Below are 18419 nucleotides of genomic sequence, written 5' to 3'. Positions count from 1 at the left end.
AACACATGGATGTTTCCCTGTATTTTACAGGGAGCATCCTTTTTTTCTGAATTCATTTGTTATTGTAATAGGTAATGTACTGAGTAGATAATAGTGCAGATTATTGATAGTGGGAGAGGGTCTTTTACAATAATATTTATTATTGAATACACAAAAAAATTTATAATTGTATATACTAAAGGAGCTACTAGGTAGCTCCTTTAGTATTTTGGTATGTATTTAATTGTAATTATCTACCGTTTTTAACAATATTATCCATCCAGTTGAATAATTCTTCTAGATCGTAATCACCAGAATGATCTACATCAAATGGTGTTGCCATATCTACTCTGTACCCAAGGTCTTGAGCACGCGTACCTACGATTAAAGGAATTGCAACAGATGTATTGCTGTCAGCTGTGCCGTAACGGATACGATAGAATCGTGCATTTGTCGCAGCTGGAGAACCGAGATAGTTCATTGGGTTCATCATAGTAACAATCTTAGCATTTTCTACGTATACATCTTGATTAGTAGTTGTATCGTGTAATGCAGCAGTAATTGTAAAGTGATTATTATCTGTAGTACTTGTACCAAATAGACTGTTTTCACCAGTATCATTGGAGCGGGAGTCAAAGGCGCCTGGCGCTTTAGAACGGCTTACAAAGTGGTTATATGCTTCCCAGTTAATGTCTTTGATAGTCCCTGTTTTATTATCACGTACAAGGTATGTATGCTTAGATAAATCAGTACCTTTAGCTTGTGCTTTATTAGCAGCAGCAACGATAAATTCTTTTACATAATTTTTGAAAGTACCATTACCATTCTTATCGAGTTTTAGAACACGACCTAGAGAGTCACGTAATTGTAAGTTATTTACGTAATCAGGGAAGTGTTCACTAAGCATTTTGGAGTATGCTAGATCGTCTGCATTCAAGTTTACACGTTGCATTGTGCGTTGTGGTTGAGCAGGAGTACCGCCTACATTGGCTTGTGGTAATTCACCTGGGGACATAGTCACTTTATTAAAGGACGAAATGCCGTTATAACTCCATTCGTAAGCCATATCAGCTGCATCGAGGTTAGTGATAGGGGCATACGCAGATACTGCGTATACATTAGTTGCCGCGGTAGCTGCACCTAATGCTTGTAAATATGGTTGGAAGTCGGAGCTGTTACCAGTTGCACCTTGTAACAAGGATACACCACCGCCTGCACTTGTACCATTTGTGATAATGCGGTTTGCATTACCTGGCATAGCGGAATCGTTGGCGTGTAAGTAGGCTGTAGCCGCTTGTAAGTCAACGATTACTGCAGGGGCCTTACCGATGAAGTTGCCATCGGAAGCTTTATTGGTACGACCACGTGTAGCAGGGGAAGCTACTACATAACCACGGGATAATGCGTAAAGAACACTGTTAGGTTTACCATTTTCCATTTTTGGAGTCATAGCTTGACTTGGCATATAACCGCCTACCGCATTTGGCATGAAGATAGGGGCTGTTTGGGTGTTGTAACCGTTGATAGTGCCGTTGTTGAAATATTCCTCTGGTACATAAATGTTCATGTATTGCTGATCTATGTCGATTGGATTAGCCACGTAAGGGATGTACTCGAAGGCACGATATTTGATTTCCTTATTATCTACTGTCGTAGACATAGATTCGTAATTTTTCGCGTCAAAGGCAAGGCTAATTTTTGCAGATGCATTGGCTTGCAATGGTGGATCCATTGGTTGGGAAAGAATATTTTTCTCTTCTGTTACAGAAGAGCCTTTTGTAGAGGCTGTATTACGAGCATCTACATAAGATTGCGGTAATTTACTTTCTTGAACCTGTTTAGTCTCTGCCTCAGATTTAGCTTTTGCTTCGGCTTCAGATTCAGCTTTAGCTTTTGCCTCGGCTTCAGCCTGCGCTTTAGCTGCAGCATCTGCTTCTGCTTTAGCTTTTGCCTCGGCTTCTGCCTGAGCTTTAGCAGCAGCATCTGCTTTAGCTTTTGCCTCAGCTTCAGCTTGCGCTTTAGCAGCAGCGTCCGCTTCTGCTAAAGCTTTTGCCTCTGCTTCAGCCCGAGCTTTAGCTGCCGCTGCCGCTTCTTCTTTTGCTAGTTGTTCAGCAGCTAAACGTTCTTGTTCTTCTTGGATCGCAGCTTGTCTTGCAAGTTCCGCTTGTTTAGCAGCAATACGTTCTTGCTCTGCCTTAATAGCAGCTTCGCGTTCTGCTTTAGCTTTCTCGGCCGCGATACGCTCTTGTTCAGCTTTTAAAGCGGCTTGCCGTTGAGCCTCAGCTTGTTGAGCAGCAATACGTTCTTGTTCTGCTTTAATAGCCGCTTGACGTTGAGCTTCAGCCTGTTGAGCTGCCATACGTTCTTGTTCTGCTCTAATAGCTGCTTGTCGTTCGGCTTCGGCTTTAGCGGCAGCTTCGGCACGTTGGCGAGCTGCTTCTTCAGCAGCTAAGCGTTCTTCTTCAGCTTGTTGAGCGAGGATACGCTCACGTTCAGCTTTTAAAGCCGCTTGGCGTTGAGCTTCGGCTTGTTGAGCAGCGATACGTTCTTGTTCTGCTTTAATAGCTGCTTGACGTTGAGCTTCAGCTTGTTGAGCAGCGATTCGCTCTTGTTCCGCTCTAATAGCTGCTTGGCGTTGCACTTCGGCTTGTTGAGCCGCTATACGTTCTTGTTCCGCTCTAATAGTCGCTTGGCGTTGAGCCTCAGCTTGTTGAGCAGCGATACGTTCTTGTTCAGCTTTAATAGCTGCTTGACGTTGAGCTTCGGCTTGTTGAGCGGCAATACGTTCTTGCTCTGCTCTAATAGCCGCTTGGCGTTGAGCTTCCGCTTGTTGAGCGGCGATACGCTCTTGTTCCGCCTGTTGCTCAGCAATACGGCGTTGTTCCTCTTGGATACGAATGCGTTCTTGCTCTGCCGCTTGACGGCGTTCTTCTGCAATATGCGCTTGCTCAGCTTGTTGGGCCGCAAGACGTTCCTGCTCAGCACGTAAAGCCGCTTGGCGTTGAGCCTCGGCTTGTTGAGCTACCACACGTTCTTGTTCCGCTTGTAAAGTTGATTGCCGTTGGGCTTCAGCTTGTTTTTGAGCAAGTTGTTGTTGATCAGCTTGTGATAAATTTTCTTGTTGGGATGCTTCTTCAGCGGCTAGTTGAGCTAGACGCTCACGCTCAGCTCGTTGAATATCTCGAATTGTAAGTCTCTGTTTTGCTACCACGGCTTTTGTTACTGTAGTATTTGATACAGTTAATGGAGCTATGGATTCTTGTTGAATAACAACAGGTGTACGCTGTACTTGTGTAGTTTGTACTTGTTGCTTACCATCCACTGGTTTCTCTACAGTAACAGGTTCAGTTTTTCGTTGTACATTTATCAAACTGTGCATTGCTAATGTAGGTTCCATGACAGTTTTTGTATCTTTATTGACAACATACTGCGGTTGAGTTTGAACCTGTTGTTGAGATTGCATTGGTACTACTTGTTGCGGTACTGCTTGCAATGGTGTAACTTGTTGAGTTTGTACAGGGCTAACCGTTGCTGGTTGCATCACGTAGGATGGTTGAGGTTGTGCCATCGGTGGTGTTTGTTGTTGTACAACGGTGGCCGGTTGTGGTGTAGCTGGTAAGACTGGCTGAGTTGCCATTGGTTTCACGACTGGAGTTGCTACACTTGTAGGACTCTGTGTCGTTGATTCAGCACTGGTACTCGTACCTACTAAATCATTCATGTTAAGTGTAGGCTCTGCATGGGCAACACCACCCAGTGCAGCTGCAGCAAGAAATGCAGCAGTAACCTTACAATTTTTGGATGATTTCATGAATTAGCTCTCCGAACTAGATTTCTAATAATAATTTATAATTTTAAAGTTTATTAATATTTATATAGTTTAACATAAATCGATGTAATTGTACAATTTTGAGGACTTGCTTCGACTTTTGAAAGTGGTCTAGATTATAAAATATAAAATAATATTAATTATTTTTGAATATAAGAAAAGGACTAGATCACGTATACTTCTGAACTGTTGTTCCAAAATTGTGTCCAATTTTAGGTCAGTTCAGAATACGTATATTCTAGTCCTTTTACTATATCTACTGGTGTGACACCAGTTTTCACCATCGATAAGAGTCATTAATCAATTAGTCGCTAAATGTTAACTATTAGTTACTAACCGCTAATCGTCGAAACTCATCATAAACAATCAACAATTATCAGCCATCAATCAATCATATATAAGTTATAATCGAAGATTAATTTTAATGGTTTATTTAGTGATACTATTTTTTAAGCTTGGCTTTACCAGTGCTAAGATGAAGCAAGCTACAACAGAACCGATTGCTATGGATGCAAGGTAAAGAAGTGGATTACCAATTGTTGGTACTACGAAGATACCGCCATGTGGAGCGCGTAGTGTGCATTCGAAGAACATAGATAACGCACCGGCTGTACCAGCACCGATAATGCAGGCTGGCAATACGCGAACTGGATCGGCTGCTGCAAATGGGATGGCACCTTCTGTGATGAAGGAAAGGCCCATGATGTAGTTTGTGATACCAGATTTACGTTCAGCCTCTGTGAAGCGGCTAGGGAAGAATGTAGTACAAAGAGCAATTGCCAATGGAGGAACCATACCGCCTGCCATGACAGCCGCCATAATACCGTATTCGCCAGTTGCAAGAGCACCAGTACCGATAACATAAGCCGCTTTGTTTACAGGGCCGCCCATGTCAACGGACATCATAGCACCAAAGATAAGTCCTAACAATACGCGGCTCGTTGTGCCCATGGATTGCAAGGAGTCCATCAACCAGTGGTTAAGTGCGGATACAGGAGGGTTGATGATAAAGGTAATGGCGATACCAATGAATAATACGCCAAGCACAGGGTAGAAGAGAACCGGTTTTGTACCTTCTAAGGCTTGAGGTAAACCAGATACTAATTTCTTAACTAATAATACCAAATAACCTGCTGCGAAACCGGCAATCAATGCACCTAGGAAACCAGAGCCACCTTGGTTAGCTAATAAGCCTCCAACAAAACCAGCTACAAGACCTGGACGGTCCGCAATACTCATAGCGATGTAACCCGCTAATACGGGTAACATGAAGCCAAAGGAAGCGCCACCGATTTGCATTAAGAAAGCTGCAAGAGGTGTACCGGAACCAAAGTTTTTAGGATTTGCTGGGTCGAATACATCGAATAAAAAGGCAAGGGCAATTAAGATACCGCCACCGATAACGAATGGCAACATGTGGGAGACACCATTCATCAAATGTTTGTAGATTTGACGACCAAAGTTATCTGCCGCATCGAATGCAGCCACTGCACCATTTTTGTCAGATGGGGAAGCATGGTATACAGGTGCTGTACCAGCCATAGCTTCACGCAATAACTCTTCCGCTTTATTGATGCCGTTCGCAACCTTAGTTTGAATCATAGGTTTGCCATCAAAGCGTGCCATCTCTACTTGACGGTCAGAAGCTACGATAATGCATTTAGCGTGCTCGATTTCTTCTGCTGTAAGAGCGTCTTTAACACCAGATGCACCATTCTTTTCTACTTTTAAAGAAACACCCATTTCTTTAGCTTTGCGTTCTAAAGATTCAGCCGCCATATAGGTATGTGCAATGCCTGTAGGGCAGCCAGTAACAGCAAGTACATCATAATGCGGGTTATCTACAGAAATCTTAGGTGCTACCTTTTCAATTGCTTCTGTAGCCTTTGCTTCGATAGCATCGGTAATGCTGGTTGCTTTTTGATCCTCTGCTGGTTTGATATATCCTTCTACGGATGGGTCAAAGTTTCCTTCTTCTTTAGCTGTAATGAGCTCTAAGAATCGATCAACAGTAGCCGCTTGAATTAGGGCTTCTTTGAAGTCTGGGTCAATCACCATAGTTGCTAGTTTGCTCAATACCTCAACATGAGTGTCAGCGGCGCCTTCTGGAGCCGCAATCATGAAGAATAGGCGAGAAGGTTGACCATCTAATGCTTCAAAGTCTACCCCATTAGGTACAACCATAGCGGCGAGGCCTGGTTCTTTTACTCCTGCAGATTTAGCATGTGGTGTGGCAATACCGTCGCCAAGGCCTGTAGAACCAGACTCTTCACGAGCGAAGACAGCTTTTAAATATTCTGCCTTGTCTGTCAAATAGCCTCCTTTGTCCATCAATTCACCTAAGGTGTAAATGGCGTCAGCTTTTGTGACAGGATCTGCATTCAGTAGGATAGATTGAGGTTTTAATAGATCAGTGATTTTCATATGTGTACTCCTTGATGCACATAAAATATAAAACTATTTAACTCGTACTTGTGAAAGCAGTGTTTCTACTTCTTCAAGGGTTGCGAGGTTTTCAGAGTAAGCGGAGGCAGAGCCACTGGAGATACCCCAATAGAGCGCCTCTTGTAAGTCACCCGTCTTTTCATAGCCCGTAATAAAGCCGGCTACCATGGAGTCGCCAGCACCTACGGAATTCACGAGAGTTCCTTTAGGGGCAGGACTGGTATATACAGTGCCGTCAGCGGACACCAAAATAGCACCATCACCAGCCATGGAGATGAGCACGTGTTGTGCGCCTTTCTCTTGCAATGTTTTTGCTGCTTCTACAAGCTGATCTTTTGTAGATAAAGTGCGCCCAAAGATTTCACTAAGCTCGTGATTATTTGGCTTAATTAAAAATGGTTTATAAGGCAAGACTTTTGTGAGTAGATCCTTTGTAGCATCGACTACGATGCGAATATTTTTATGTTGTAAGCGCTCCATAATGAGTTCGTACATATCGCTTGGTAGGCTAGAAGGAATGCTGCCAGCAAGGATTAAGGTGTCCTTTTCGGTCAACGCATCAAGCTGTTTGTATAGAGCTTCTAATTCGTCGGTACCGATGATTGGGCCGCGGCCATTAATCTCTGTTTCCTCATCAGAGGCTTTTACCTTAACATTGATGCGGGTTAATCCTTCGCGAAGCCGGATGAAATCTTCTTTCACGCCGAATTTCTTGAGTTGTGTTACGATTTCTTCGCCTGTAAACCCTGCGATGAAGCCGAGTGCTGTCGTATCCATGCCAAGATTGTTGAGCACGATAGATACGTTGATACCTTTGCCACCACCGAGAACGTATTCTTGGATGGTGCGATTAATAGTACCCGTCTTGAGGTGATCAAGGCGCACGATATAATCGAGAGCTGGATTAAAGGTAATGGTATAAATCATACAATTTCCCCTTTTGAGATAATACTAATTAGCGTATGATTGGTTGATCTTGCTTCCGTAATCGTAACCAATAGATGAGTGGTACTAGATATAGGAAGAAGGCAAATGGTACATAACCTGTTGAACTTGTACCCATCATGACAATGGGCACGTAGGCAGCGATATTCCATGGTTGTAATGGAGCGATGAGAATGCCACTATTTTCAAAGTCTAGCATTACATCTTCGTCTTGAATACCTTGCTGTGCGTAGGTAATACGCATAATAGAGTGCGTCATAACTACCGCAATAGCTTGGCTGCATCCAACCGCACCTGTTAAGAAAGCAAGACCTACATTGGCAGCAAATACATCGCTCCGTGTTTTAGCTCGCTCTAACAGTTGTCGTATATCGTTCCAGAAGCCAACCCCTTCGAGCATGCCTGAAATGGCAGTAGCCATAAAAATTGAAAGGGTAGGGATAAACATCGTTTGTAGACCGCCGCCATGAATGATATTAGCTAGTGGATTATAGTGCGGTAGTTCAAAGCCTGTTAAGGTATACCATCCCAACTCTGAGAGGCTCGCATCCTGATTGGTATAGGCTAGAATGGCCGCCGCTAATGCACTGAGTCCGATAGGCCAACGGATAGATACTTTCAAAGGCAATAGGCCAATGACGATGATGACTGGAATCCATAAAGTCCAATCGATATTAAAAATAAAGTGAATTGTATCGGATAGTAAACTATTTTCGTAATTGAGTGGGTACCACTGAGATAGTAATAGATACAGCACTGTAGAGATGATGAGTGCTGGAATACCATCTTTAAACATGATGGGAATATTCGTCGATACCTTTGTATGGGTCAAGGCTGCTACAAGAGATGCACTAGAGGATAGTGGACCGTTTCGATCACCAAAGTAAGCGCCTGCAATAATAGCACCGGCCACAATATTTTCTGGAATACTCCCAGCTCTTGCCATGGTGATGAGTACGATGCCTATCGTTCCTACAGTGCCTAGTGCAGTACCTAACAGCATACTCACTATAGCTGTTATTAAAAAGGCACAGACGATAAAGATGGATGGATCAATTAAATCGATACCTGTGGCGATAATCATAGGAATAACGCCTGCTGCTTGCCACATGGCGATGAGCCAACCGATGAGGAGGAAGATTTGCATCACTACGATGGATGTTTTCGCACCTGTCCAAGATAGGTTTAATAATTCTTTTAGTGCATATCCTTTGCGGTAGAACACGTAGGCCATGATGCTCCATACGACAATCAAGGCATAACCAATAGCGATGCTATTGGCTACGGCGATGAGGATGACGAGAATGGATGCAAGTAGTCCCAAAAGGGGCTCTATATTCCGTGGCATGAGTGTGCGGCCCTGTTGGTACCTTAGGAACGCATTTAATATAAGTTGTAACCACTTCATTTTAATCGATAGGAAGTTCTGTTTCGAAGACTTCCTCAGCCGGGCCTGTCATGAGCACCGTGCCATCCTCCAAGTATGAAATATGCAATGTTCCTAAATAGAGTTCCACATCTACTTCGCGGCCTGTTAAGCCCTTTTCAAAGGACATAACGGCAGAGGCACAAGATCCTGTTCCACAAGCTAAGGTAGCGCCAGCGCCGCGTTCCCATGTGCGCACCTTGATGTGTTTGTCGTTTACCACTTCAATGTAGTTTACATTGGTGTTGGCAGGGAAGGCATCGTGCTTTTCAAGGATAGGGCCTTGTGTTGTAACAGGGGCTTTTGTAATGTCGTCGATGAATACCTCCGTATGAGGCACACCGAGCAATACAGAACTCACTGTTACGGTTTCACCGTTTACATCGAGGTCTACGTCGATAACCTTATCCATGTTTACATTCATAGGAATGTCTTGGGCCTTAAAAAATGGTTTGCCCATGTCTACAGTAACTTGTGTGACTATACCGTTTTCGATAGTCAATGTAGGCTTCATTACGCCAGCTAAGGTTTCAATGGTGAAAGTCTCCTTCGTTGTTTTACCGTGTTCATAAGCGTATTTGGCAAAGCAACGGATGGCATTACCGCACATTTCTGCTTCACTACCATCGGAGTTGATGATGCGCATGCGCACATCACAGGTTTCGGAAGGAACTAGGATAGCAAGACCATCAGCACCAATACCCGTGCGACGATCGCAAAGGCGGATGGCGAGGTCTGTGTAGTCTTTAGACGTCCCTTGTGGGTCGGCAAAGAGGATGAAATCATTACCGAGACCATGCATTTTCGTTAATTTCATAAAGTCTCCTATCAATAAGTAAGACTTTCACCATGAAGCCCGTGAAAGTCTCATATGTTTATTATTATATATTCTATATTATGATATTATATCATAAATAGGCCCTAAGCATGGTATGGAATCGTATAAATTTATAGCAAAATAAAGGGAAAATAAGGAAAGCTTACAGCGTTTATTGAGAGTTATAGTAAAACAAAAAATGCCCCATATGGGACGGTTATTTAAGGGAATATAGGTATTTGGATTACTTTATTGTTTAACAGAGAAATGATAAAATAAAAAGTAATGTAGTTAATCGTAATAGAAAGAGGAACACATATGCGAATTCAAGGGATTTCTGGATCTCGTGGCGTTGCAGTAGGCAATGTATATAGATATATTCAAGAGGAAATTGTCATTCCTGATTACAATGTAACGGAAGACAAGGTAGAAGAAGAAATTGGCAAGTTTGCAACTGCTATGGCATCTACCTTAAAACAATTGGATACTATTCGTAAAAAAGCGTTGGATGAAATGGGGCCAGAAGAAGCGGCTATTTTTGAAGCGCATATGCAAATTGCGCAAGACCCATCCTTATCTGACGGAATTAAATCCCTTGTTGAGTCTAGCCATATGAATGTGGTATCGGCCACGGCTCAAACAATTGAAACCTTTGCAAATATCTTCCTTGGTATGGAAGATGCCTATATGCGTGAACGAGGTGCGGATATTAAGGATATCGGTGATCGTTTGATGCGTAATATGTTAGGCATGAATCCTCGTGGCTTATCGCATATTTCTGGCGAAGTTATCTTGGTGGCTCATGATTTGGCACCATCTGATACGGCATCTCTTGATAAAGCTGTAGTAAAAGGTATCGTTACGGCCGCAGGTGGTCCTACATCTCATGCGGCTATCATGGCTCGTACCTTAGAGATTCCTGCAGTTATGGGCGTTGGTGATATTGAAAGTTTCGCAGATGGTGATAAGGCAGTTGTTCTTGGTACGGATGGTATCGTGGAAATCAATCCATCTGATGCGGATTGGCCGGAGTATACGAATCAAGCGTTAGCGTTCCAAGAGGAGCTAAAACGGTTACGCGAATCCGCTAATCTTGAAGCTACTACTGTTGATGGCCATCATGTAGAGCTATTTGGCAACATTGGTAAGGCGAAGGATGCTAAACATGCGCTCACTATGGGGGCACAAGGTATTGGTTTGTACCGTACAGAATTCCTTTACATGGAAAATGACGAATTGCCTGCAGAAGAAATACAATTCGAAGAATATAAAAAGGTAGCCCAAGATATGAAGGGGCAACCTGTTATCATCCGTACTATGGACATCGGTGGGGACAAGGAGCTGAAATGCCTTGATTTACCAAGTGAAATGAACCCATTCCTAGGGTACCGCGCTATTCGTATATCCCTAAATCGTCCAGACATCTTTAAGGTGCAATTGCGTGCCTTATTACGAGCTAGTGCGTTTGGTGATATTCACATCATGTATCCTATGATTGCTTCCGTTGAGGAAGTGAAGCAAGCGAATGCTATGCTTGATGAATGTAAGAAAGAGCTGGCGGCTGAGGGTAAAGATTTTAATAAGAATATCAAGGTTGGTATCATGATTGAAGTACCAGCGGCAGCTGTTATATCTCCAATTCTTGCTAAATATGTAGACTTCTTTAGTATCGGTACCAATGATCTTTGCCAATACACATTGGCAGTAGACCGTATGAACGAAGCAATCGGTAGTTTGTATCAACCGTTGCATCCAGGTGTATTGCGTCTTATTAAGCACGTTATTAATGCCAGTCATGAACAAGGTAAATTTACAGGTATGTGCGGTGAGCTTGCTAGCGACCCTGTGGCAACCATGATTCTGTTAGGCCTTGGTCTCGACGAATTCTCCATGACGGCTTCTTCAATTCCTCTTATTAAAAATATTTTGCGTTCCGTTTCCAAAGCAGAATGTGAAGAGGTGGCAAATAAAGCACTTACTATGGACACCGCAGAAGAAATTACAGAATACGCTAAATCTGTATTAGCTGAAAAAGGTTTATTATAATTCTATTTTTGTTAAATAGAATCATTACATAGCAAATACGATGTAATATACTTGAATTGAAATGCGTGATATTGATACAATATATCTATTAGAACGTATGGATAGGCACCGCCTATCGAGATAGAAAGAGGTTATCATGAAAGAATTAACAGTAGAAATTACTAACGAATCCGGTTTACATGCTCGTCCTGCTACAGCTTTCACACAATTGGCGGCTAAATTTGCATCCAAAGTGACCATCGCTGCTAATGGTAAAACAGCAGATGCTAAATCCATCTTAACTGTATTGACCTTGGGTGCTACAAAAGGCACATCCGTTACCTTGGCTGCTGACGGTGCTGACGAAGATGAGGCACTCACTGCATTGAGCGAATTCTTAACAACTAACCACGATTAATATGAGGGTAACAAAAAGGACCCTACATTTTGAACTGCACCTCCAAAAATTATGTCCAATTTTTGGGTGCAATTCATTTGTAGAGTCCTTTTTTATTTACCCATATTTGCAAAGCGCTCTACAGCTTTTGTAAAGTCGCTAATGGTTTTTTCTACGTCACCATGTTCAATACCATCTCGTACGCAGTGGTTGATATGACCTTCAAGAATTACTTGTCCTACTTTATGTAGTGCAGACTTAGCTGCATTAATTTGGCTCAACACATCTTCGCAGGGAATGTCTTCTTCAATCATTCGATCAATAGCTTGCACTTGACCTAAGATTTTACGCAATCGACGATGCAGATTTTCTGAATCCATACACTGTTTCATTTTACTCCTCCATAGGCATGTTTTTATCATCTTATATATTATACTCTATTTAAAGTTTTTAATACAACTTAATAAGTATAACTAATATGCATTAATCGGTATTTATAGATATATAGTATTGTGCCGTTATAAGATATATTAAATATATTTGTAGTATGAGTGGACGTAAAAACTAGTGTTTTACATATCTTCTTATTGATTGATGTGATACAATACATTTAATATACTTTATATTTGTATATGTATATAAGGTATTGTATATATGGCTAGATTATAAACCTATATTTACATGTGTTTATATTACAGACCTTTAAGAAATAGGTGAAAGAAATGAAAGTATTTCGCTACCTTCGAAATCTAGTGGTGTTCGTGGTGGTCATGATTTTGGCTATGTTTATATATGACGGATACCATAGCTTTCAAGGGACAAATCGTGAGAGTAAAGCTCATACAATTGTTGAAAAACAAATAGAACAAAGTGAAGACACGCTCAGTCGTACGGATCGAATTATACGACTGTTTACATTTAGAGATAAAGTACAGATAGCTCTTAATCAACGTGTTTCAAAAGAGCATTGGGTGAAAGGGGATGTTATTCCTGAGTATACAAAAAATGCATTAATCGCTATTGAAGATAAGCGGTATTATAAACATGGAGCTATTGATGTACTCGGTATTATTCGCGCCTTGTACACAAACACTATAGCAGGTGAAACGCTAGAAGGCGGTAGTACTATTACGCAACAACTTGTAAAAAATCTGTTCCTTTCCTCGAAGCGCATCATGAGTCGTAAGGTGGAAGAGGCCATCCTCGCTAGTGAAATGGAACATTACTACTCTAAGGAAGAAATCCTTACCATGTATTTGAATACCGTATATTATGGTCATAACTATTACGGTATCTACGAAGCTGCTCACGGCTACTTTGGAACAAGCCCTAGTCGATTGACATTAGGACAAAGTGCTATGCTTGCAGCATTACCCAATGCACCGTCCTATTTAGATCCTTATACGAACTATGAAGGTGCAAAGGCTCGACAAAAGCTGGTGCTCGAACAAATGGTAGACCAAGGCATGATTACACAAGCCGAAGCAGACTATGCGTACGAACAGGACTTGGAGCTTGTGGAAGAATAACTTAATATATTTAATAAGCTATATCTGGTGTTCGATTACTAGATATAGCTTATTTATTAGTTCGTAAACGAAATATATTATTAAAATGAATAAAAATAATGCTTGCATTTATAATTATACAGGTGTATACTATTTTTTGTCAGAAGGAGAGAATACCTGTCGGTAATAGAAGATACCACGGTGCTTTCACAATTATCTGATATTGTATTGATTATATGAGTCTAAATAGATAGTGGTTTATGAGGTGTTATCATGGGTAAAGCAAATAAAGTAGTACTCGCATATTCTGGTGGCTTAGATACTTCTGTTATCATTCCTTGGTTGAAAGAAAATTATGGTGCTGAAGTTATTGCAGTGTGTGTAGACTTGGGCCAACCTGAGGATTATGATGCAGTTGAGAAAAAAGCGATCAAATCTGGCGCATCTAAAGCGTACATCGTTGACGCTAAGGAAGAGTTTGTAAAAGATTATGTATGGCCTACTGTAAAAGCTGGTGCAATTTATGAAGGTAAATATTTATTAGGTACATCCTTCGCGAGACCTTTAATTGGTAAAATTCTTGTAGATATTGCCAAAAAAGAAGGCGCTGATGCAATCGCTCATGGTGCGACTGGTAAAGGTAATGACCAAGTTCGTTTTGAGTTGACTATCAAAGCATTAGCTCCTAACATGAAAATCATTGCTCCTTGGAGAGAATGGGATTTGAAATCTAGAACAGATTGCATGGAATATGCTGCTAAACATGATATTCCAGTTGTAGCTACAAAATCTCATCCATATTCTATGGACCAAAACGTATGGCATTTATCCCATGAAGGCGGCGATCTTGAAAATCCAGCAAATGCTCCTAAAGATGATGTGTATTTGGTAACACATACACCTGAACAAGCTCCAGATGAAGCTGGTTATGTAACTGTATCCTTTAAAGAAGGTGTACCTGTAGCCGTAGACGGTCAAGAAGGCACCCCATTACAATTATTAGAAAAACTCAACGAGATTGGTGCACACTATGGTGTAGGCGTTGTAGATATCGTTGAAAATAGATTGGTAGGTATGAAATCCCGTGGCGTTTATGAAAACCCAGGTGGTTCCATCATCATGTATGCTCACAGAGAACTTGAATACCTCTGCTTAGATAGAGCTACATACCACTACAAAGAACTCATTGCTAACAAATACGCTGAACTTGTATACGATGGCATGTGGTTCGCACCATTGATGAACGCATTACAAGCGTTTGTTGACGAAACTCAAAAAACTGTAACCGGTGAAGTAAAACTTAAATTGTACAAAGGCAATATCATTTCTGCGGGTAGTACTTCTCCATATTCCTTGTACAGCGAAGATTTTGTAACATTTGAAGAAGATGATGTATACGATCAAGCTGATGCAGAAGGTTTCATCAACTTGTTCGGTTTACCTCTCAAAATTAATGCATTGATGAAAGAAAAGGCAGGTAAATAATGGCTAAATTGTGGGGCGGGCGTTTCACAAAAGGCACTGATAAAGCGGTAGAGGATTTTACATCCTCTATCGCTTTTGATGCGCGGATGTACGCCGAAGATATTGCAGGCAGCAAGGCACATGCGACTATGCTGGCAAAACAACATATTATCTCCGACGCAGATCGAGATGCCATCATAGCAGGTTTAACGAAGATTAAATGTCAGATTGATAAAGGAGAGTTTCCGTTCTCCGTAGCTCTTGAAGATATTCATATGAATATTGAAAAACGCCTCACCGATGATATCGGTGAAGCCGGTGGTCGTTTGCATACAGGCCGCAGCCGTAATGACCAATGTGCAGTAGACTTGCATATGTACGTGCGTAAAGCCGTTGTGGAAATGGGGGAGCTTATCGTAGACATGCAAAAGGCCCTCATCGAAACAGCTGAAAAATATAGTGACGTTATCATGCCTGGCTATACGCATTTACAACGGGCTCAACCTGTATTGTTTGGGCATCATATGATGGCCTATTTCTCCATGTTAGAACGAGATTTTGATCGATTGTTGATGGTATTCAAACATGCGGACATCATGCCACTTGGGGCCGGCGCATTAGCTGGTTCTACATACGGCATTGATCAAACATATACGCAAAAGCTTTTGGGCTTCTCTCGTATTTACGAAAATAGTATGGATGCCGTATCTGACCGTGACTACGTAGTTGAATTCTTATCCTTTGCATCTCTCGTGATGATGCATTTGAGCCGTCTTAGCGAAGAGTTGATCTTGTGGTCTACCAATGAGTTCAATTTTATTGAACTTGATGATGCTCACTGCACGGGCTCTAGTATTATGCCGCAAAAGAAAAATCCTGACGTTTGCGAGCTGGTTCGTGGTAAAACAGGCCGTACCTATGGTCATTTGTTAGGCCTTTTAACAACTTTGAAAGGCTTGCCTCTTACATACAACAAGGATATGCAAGAGGATAAAGAAGGTATCTTCGATGCTATTGATACAGTACACTTCGCATTGTCCATTAATGCGGCTATGATTCGTGGTATGAAGGTCAATGGGGCTCATATGAAAGCAGTCTTGGATGACGACTTCTCCAATGCTACAGATATGGCGGATTATCTTGCGAAGAAAGGTGTTCCATTCCGTGAAGCCCATGAAATCGTAGGTAATGCGGTGCATCATTGCATCGAAAAAGGTTGTGTACTCCTTGATCTATCCGTAGAGGACTTCAAAGCTATTTCCAACCATTTTGATGCAGATATTCTTGACGCTATCTCCATCGAAGCTTGTGTTGCAGGTCGTAATAACTATTCTGGTACGGCTCCAGAATGTGTGGAACGACAACGTAATAATGGTAAAATCATTATCGCTGCTGAGGAAAAGCAAATTGCTGAATGGAAAGAAATCGTTGAATCTGTAGAAGAGTAGAGCTTAGTGCGGAATAAGTAGTAGATAAAAATAAAGAATAGTTATCAATAAAATCTGGAAAAATAAGATCGATATACATATAAGGATTTCATTAAGGGTCTAATATTGCCCATTATACTTATATGTATATCGATTTTTTATTTAAAAGCTAGACGATACCTATAAAGCCCAAAATTCTAATTGATAATCCACTATTAAAATGATGTATTTACATGTACATATATAGTGGACTGTGAGAGAATAATAGTCTTGTACTAGGACACTATAACCGTGATAGATAGGAAAAATTACATCTATACACAGAATAAAATGGGGTAAAAATATACTTTGCTACGATTAAAATGAGTTCTGTTCGATTTTGATGATAAATTACCTATGATTTATTCAATTCGTGTAATATGCCTTGTCCGCCAATAAAGTACTTTTATTTTGGTTTCATAGGTGTTATTATTTAACTCGTAATAAGAATAAAAACGGTAAATTCACATTCAAGCCCATCACAGCACGAACTGAATTTACTTAGCGGTATATATATTTTAAGTGAATTATGGACGAGAAAAAATTCACCTTAGTGAAAGGGGATTGATACATGAAAACCACCGCTAAAAAAATGTCTGTATTCCAGCTAACCACAATGGTAGCAGCCAATATGCTAGGAGCTGGGATCATTATGTTACCAACTAATTTGGCTCAAGTTGGTACTATTTCAGTTTTATCTTGGCTCGTGACAGCTGTGGGTGCGCTTTTACTAGCGTATATTTTTGCTCAAGCGGGTATGTTCTCCCAAAAACAAGGGGGCATGGGCGGTTATGCAGAACATCGCTTCGGTAAAACTGGACATTTTATGGCGAGCTATGCTTACAGCATATCTCTCATCATTGCTAATATCGCCATCGCGGTATCTGCCGTAGGTTATGGCGCAGCTTTCTTTGGTGTTGACCTCAATGCGACACAAACAAGTCAAGTAACAATTGTGCTCTTGTGGTTTGCAGCGATTCTAAACTTCAGAGGGAATCGTTTCACAGGTCGACTCAGCAATATGACTATTTGGGGCTCTATTGTTCCGGTTTTATTAATCGGTACAATCGGCTGGTATTGGTTTGATCCATCTATCTATTGGGCGGCATGGAACCCAAATGATCTTCCGCTTTATGATGCGGTAAAACAATCTATTTCCCTAACTTTATGGGGCTTCCTAGGATTTGAGTCCGCAGCGGCTAATGCTGATGCTGTTGAGAATCCAAAGAAAAACGTACCTATCGCAACTGTGGCGGGTACATTAGCAGTGGCAGTGGTTTATATCTTGTCCACAAACGTTATGGCAGGTATTGTGCCTAACGTTGATTTATTAAATTCTAACGCACCATTCGGTTTGACATTCGTATACATGTTCAATGATACAATTGCAAACATCGTTATGGCTGCTATGGTTATTTCTTGCTTTGGCGCTTTGCTTTGCTGGCAATTCACATTGTCTCGCGTCTTCAAAAGTGCAGCAGAACATGGTTACTTTCCTAAAATATTCGCTCGTGTAAATAGCAAAGATGCTCCTGTTCGTGGTGTATTGATTTTACTCGCTGTTGAAACATTACTTACTTTATTCACTGCAAGCGAATCCTTGCGTGAGCAGTTTGAAATCCTAGTAAACTTAGCGGTTGTAACTAACGTAGTACCGTATGTATTGTGCATCTTGGCAGTACCTACAATGATGCGTATGGCTGGCGTAGCTGAAAGTCGTATTAAACGCTCTAATTACTTGTTCGGTATAGGCGTTCTTTACTGCCTATATGCAATCTATGCATGTGGTTTTGATGCTATGGTAGGTAGCGCAGTGGCAGTAAGCATAGGTTTGGTGATTTATGTTTTGCGTAAAGCGTGGGATACACGCAGAGCACACCGCTTACAACAAAGTATTGATTAACTGAATACATCTCGTCTTATTAGAGGCTATTACTTGGTAATAGCCTCTTTTTTATCATAATCATGCATTAGACTCATAATTAATGCGAGCTAGATATGAAAAAACATAAAGAGTATAATTATTAATCAAATTTTTGCTGTGTATAAAAAGATTTTATAATAAAGTTTTTACATTGCTTTATTATTATTAAAATTAATATATATACCGTTATATAC

General features: G+C 41.2%; 12 protein-coding genes. 6 read left to right on the top strand and 6 right to left on the bottom strand.

Features of this window, described 5'->3' with window-relative positions:
* Nucleotides 1–229 precede the first annotated feature (229 nt).
* The 5 genes from VPHSUH08_RS09565 to dapF all read right to left on the bottom strand — a co-directional run bounded on the left by VPHSUH08_RS09565 (nt 230) and on the right by dapF (nt 9441).
* Nucleotides 230–3790: a subtype B tannase gene (locus VPHSUH08_RS09565; protein ID WP_199176062.1), complete on the bottom strand. Its 3561-nt coding sequence runs from the start codon at nt 3788–3790 to the stop codon at nt 230–232.
* Between the two features lie 447 nt (nt 3791–4237).
* A complete protein-coding gene (locus tag VPHSUH08_RS07795) occupies nt 4238–6232 on the bottom strand; it encodes a fructose-specific PTS transporter subunit EIIC (protein WP_004695026.1) in 1995 nt (664 codons plus the stop codon).
* A 33-nt stretch (nt 6233–6265) separates the two neighbouring features.
* Nucleotides 6266–7180, bottom strand: a complete 915-nt coding sequence (gene pfkB / locus VPHSUH08_RS07790; RefSeq protein ID WP_101928485.1) for a 1-phosphofructokinase — start codon at nt 7178–7180, stop codon at nt 6266–6268.
* Between the two features lie 28 nt (nt 7181–7208).
* Entirely contained in the window at nt 7209–8606 is a 1398-nt protein-coding gene (locus tag VPHSUH08_RS07785; protein WP_105087146.1) for a Na+/H+ antiporter NhaC family protein, read from the bottom strand.
* A gap of 1 nt (nt 8607) precedes the next feature.
* On the bottom strand, nt 8608–9441 hold the full coding sequence (gene dapF / locus VPHSUH08_RS07780) for a diaminopimelate epimerase (RefSeq protein WP_105087145.1): 834 nt from the start codon (nt 9439–9441) through the stop codon (nt 8608–8610).
* A gap of 318 nt (nt 9442–9759) precedes the next feature.
* Between dapF and ptsP the strand changes: the two genes are divergently transcribed.
* On the top strand, nt 9760–11487 hold the full coding sequence (gene ptsP / locus VPHSUH08_RS07775) for a phosphoenolpyruvate--protein phosphotransferase (RefSeq protein WP_105087144.1): 1728 nt from the start codon (nt 9760–9762) through the stop codon (nt 11485–11487).
* A 136-nt stretch (nt 11488–11623) separates the two neighbouring features.
* Nucleotides 11624–11884: an HPr family phosphocarrier protein gene (locus VPHSUH08_RS07770; protein WP_105087143.1), complete on the top strand. Its 261-nt coding sequence runs from the start codon at nt 11624–11626 to the stop codon at nt 11882–11884.
* A gap of 92 nt (nt 11885–11976) precedes the next feature.
* Here VPHSUH08_RS07770 and VPHSUH08_RS07765 read toward each other — a convergent pair whose 3' ends face one another.
* Entirely contained in the window at nt 11977–12255 is a 279-nt protein-coding gene (locus VPHSUH08_RS07765) for a metal-sensing transcriptional repressor (RefSeq protein ID WP_004697521.1), read from the bottom strand.
* Between the two features lie 330 nt (nt 12256–12585).
* Here VPHSUH08_RS07765 and VPHSUH08_RS07760 point away from each other — a divergent pair, with 330 nt between their 5' ends.
* From VPHSUH08_RS07760 to potE, 4 genes are all read left to right on the top strand, one after another.
* Nucleotides 12586–13392: a transglycosylase domain-containing protein gene (locus VPHSUH08_RS07760; protein ID WP_077707647.1), complete on the top strand. Its 807-nt coding sequence runs from the start codon at nt 12586–12588 to the stop codon at nt 13390–13392.
* A 252-nt stretch (nt 13393–13644) separates the two neighbouring features.
* Nucleotides 13645–14856, top strand: coding sequence for an argininosuccinate synthase (locus tag VPHSUH08_RS07755; RefSeq protein ID WP_058948110.1), 1212 nt, complete (start codon nt 13645–13647; stop codon nt 14854–14856).
* Nucleotides 14856–16283 carry an argininosuccinate lyase gene (argH, locus tag VPHSUH08_RS07750; RefSeq protein ID WP_058948109.1) on the top strand — a complete coding sequence of 476 codons (1428 nt, stop codon included), beginning with the start codon at nt 14856–14858 and terminating at the stop codon, nt 16281–16283. Before VPHSUH08_RS07755 ends, argH begins: the two co-directional genes overlap by 1 nt.
* Before the next feature lie 589 nt (nt 16284–16872).
* Complete coding sequence (gene potE / locus VPHSUH08_RS07745; RefSeq protein ID WP_004697529.1) at nt 16873–18204, top strand: putrescine-ornithine antiporter; 1332 nt, start codon at nt 16873–16875, stop codon at nt 18202–18204.
* Nucleotides 18205–18419 lie beyond the last annotated feature (215 nt).

It is taken from the genome of Veillonella sp. S13054-11 (assembly GCF_002959795.1).
Classification (GTDB): Bacteria; Bacillota; Negativicutes; order Veillonellales; family Veillonellaceae; genus Veillonella; species Veillonella parvula_E.
Note: the sequence above shows the minus strand (reverse complement) of the source record. Positions and strands in the feature narration are given on the sequence as shown.

Coding starts and splice junctions, on each gene's coding strand:
- potE (WP_004697529.1), top strand. CDS start 16,873: ATGAAAACCACCGCTAAAAAAATGTCTGTATTCCAGCTAACCACAATG.
- VPHSUH08_RS07760 (WP_077707647.1), top strand. CDS start 12,586: ATGAAAGTATTTCGCTACCTTCGAAATCTAGTGGTGTTCGTGGTGGTC.
- VPHSUH08_RS07755 (WP_058948110.1), top strand. CDS start 13,645: ATGGGTAAAGCAAATAAAGTAGTACTCGCATATTCTGGTGGCTTAGAT.
- VPHSUH08_RS07785 (WP_105087146.1), bottom strand. CDS start 8,606: ATGAAGTGGTTACAACTTATATTAAATGCGTTCCTAAGGTACCAACAG.
- pfkB (WP_101928485.1), bottom strand. CDS start 7,180: ATGATTTATACCATTACCTTTAATCCAGCTCTCGATTATATCGTGCGC.
- VPHSUH08_RS07765 (WP_004697521.1), bottom strand. CDS start 12,255: ATGAAACAGTGTATGGATTCAGAAAATCTGCATCGTCGATTGCGTAAA.
- ptsP (WP_105087144.1), top strand. CDS start 9,760: ATGCGAATTCAAGGGATTTCTGGATCTCGTGGCGTTGCAGTAGGCAAT.
- VPHSUH08_RS07795 (WP_004695026.1), bottom strand. CDS start 6,232: ATGAAAATCACTGATCTATTAAAACCTCAATCTATCCTACTGAATGCA.
- argH (WP_058948109.1), top strand. CDS start 14,856: ATGGCTAAATTGTGGGGCGGGCGTTTCACAAAAGGCACTGATAAAGCG.
- VPHSUH08_RS07770 (WP_105087143.1), top strand. CDS start 11,624: ATGAAAGAATTAACAGTAGAAATTACTAACGAATCCGGTTTACATGCT.
- VPHSUH08_RS09565 (WP_199176062.1), bottom strand. CDS start 3,790: ATGAAATCATCCAAAAATTGTAAGGTTACTGCTGCATTTCTTGCTGCA.
- dapF (WP_105087145.1), bottom strand. CDS start 9,441: ATGAAATTAACGAAAATGCATGGTCTCGGTAATGATTTCATCCTCTTT.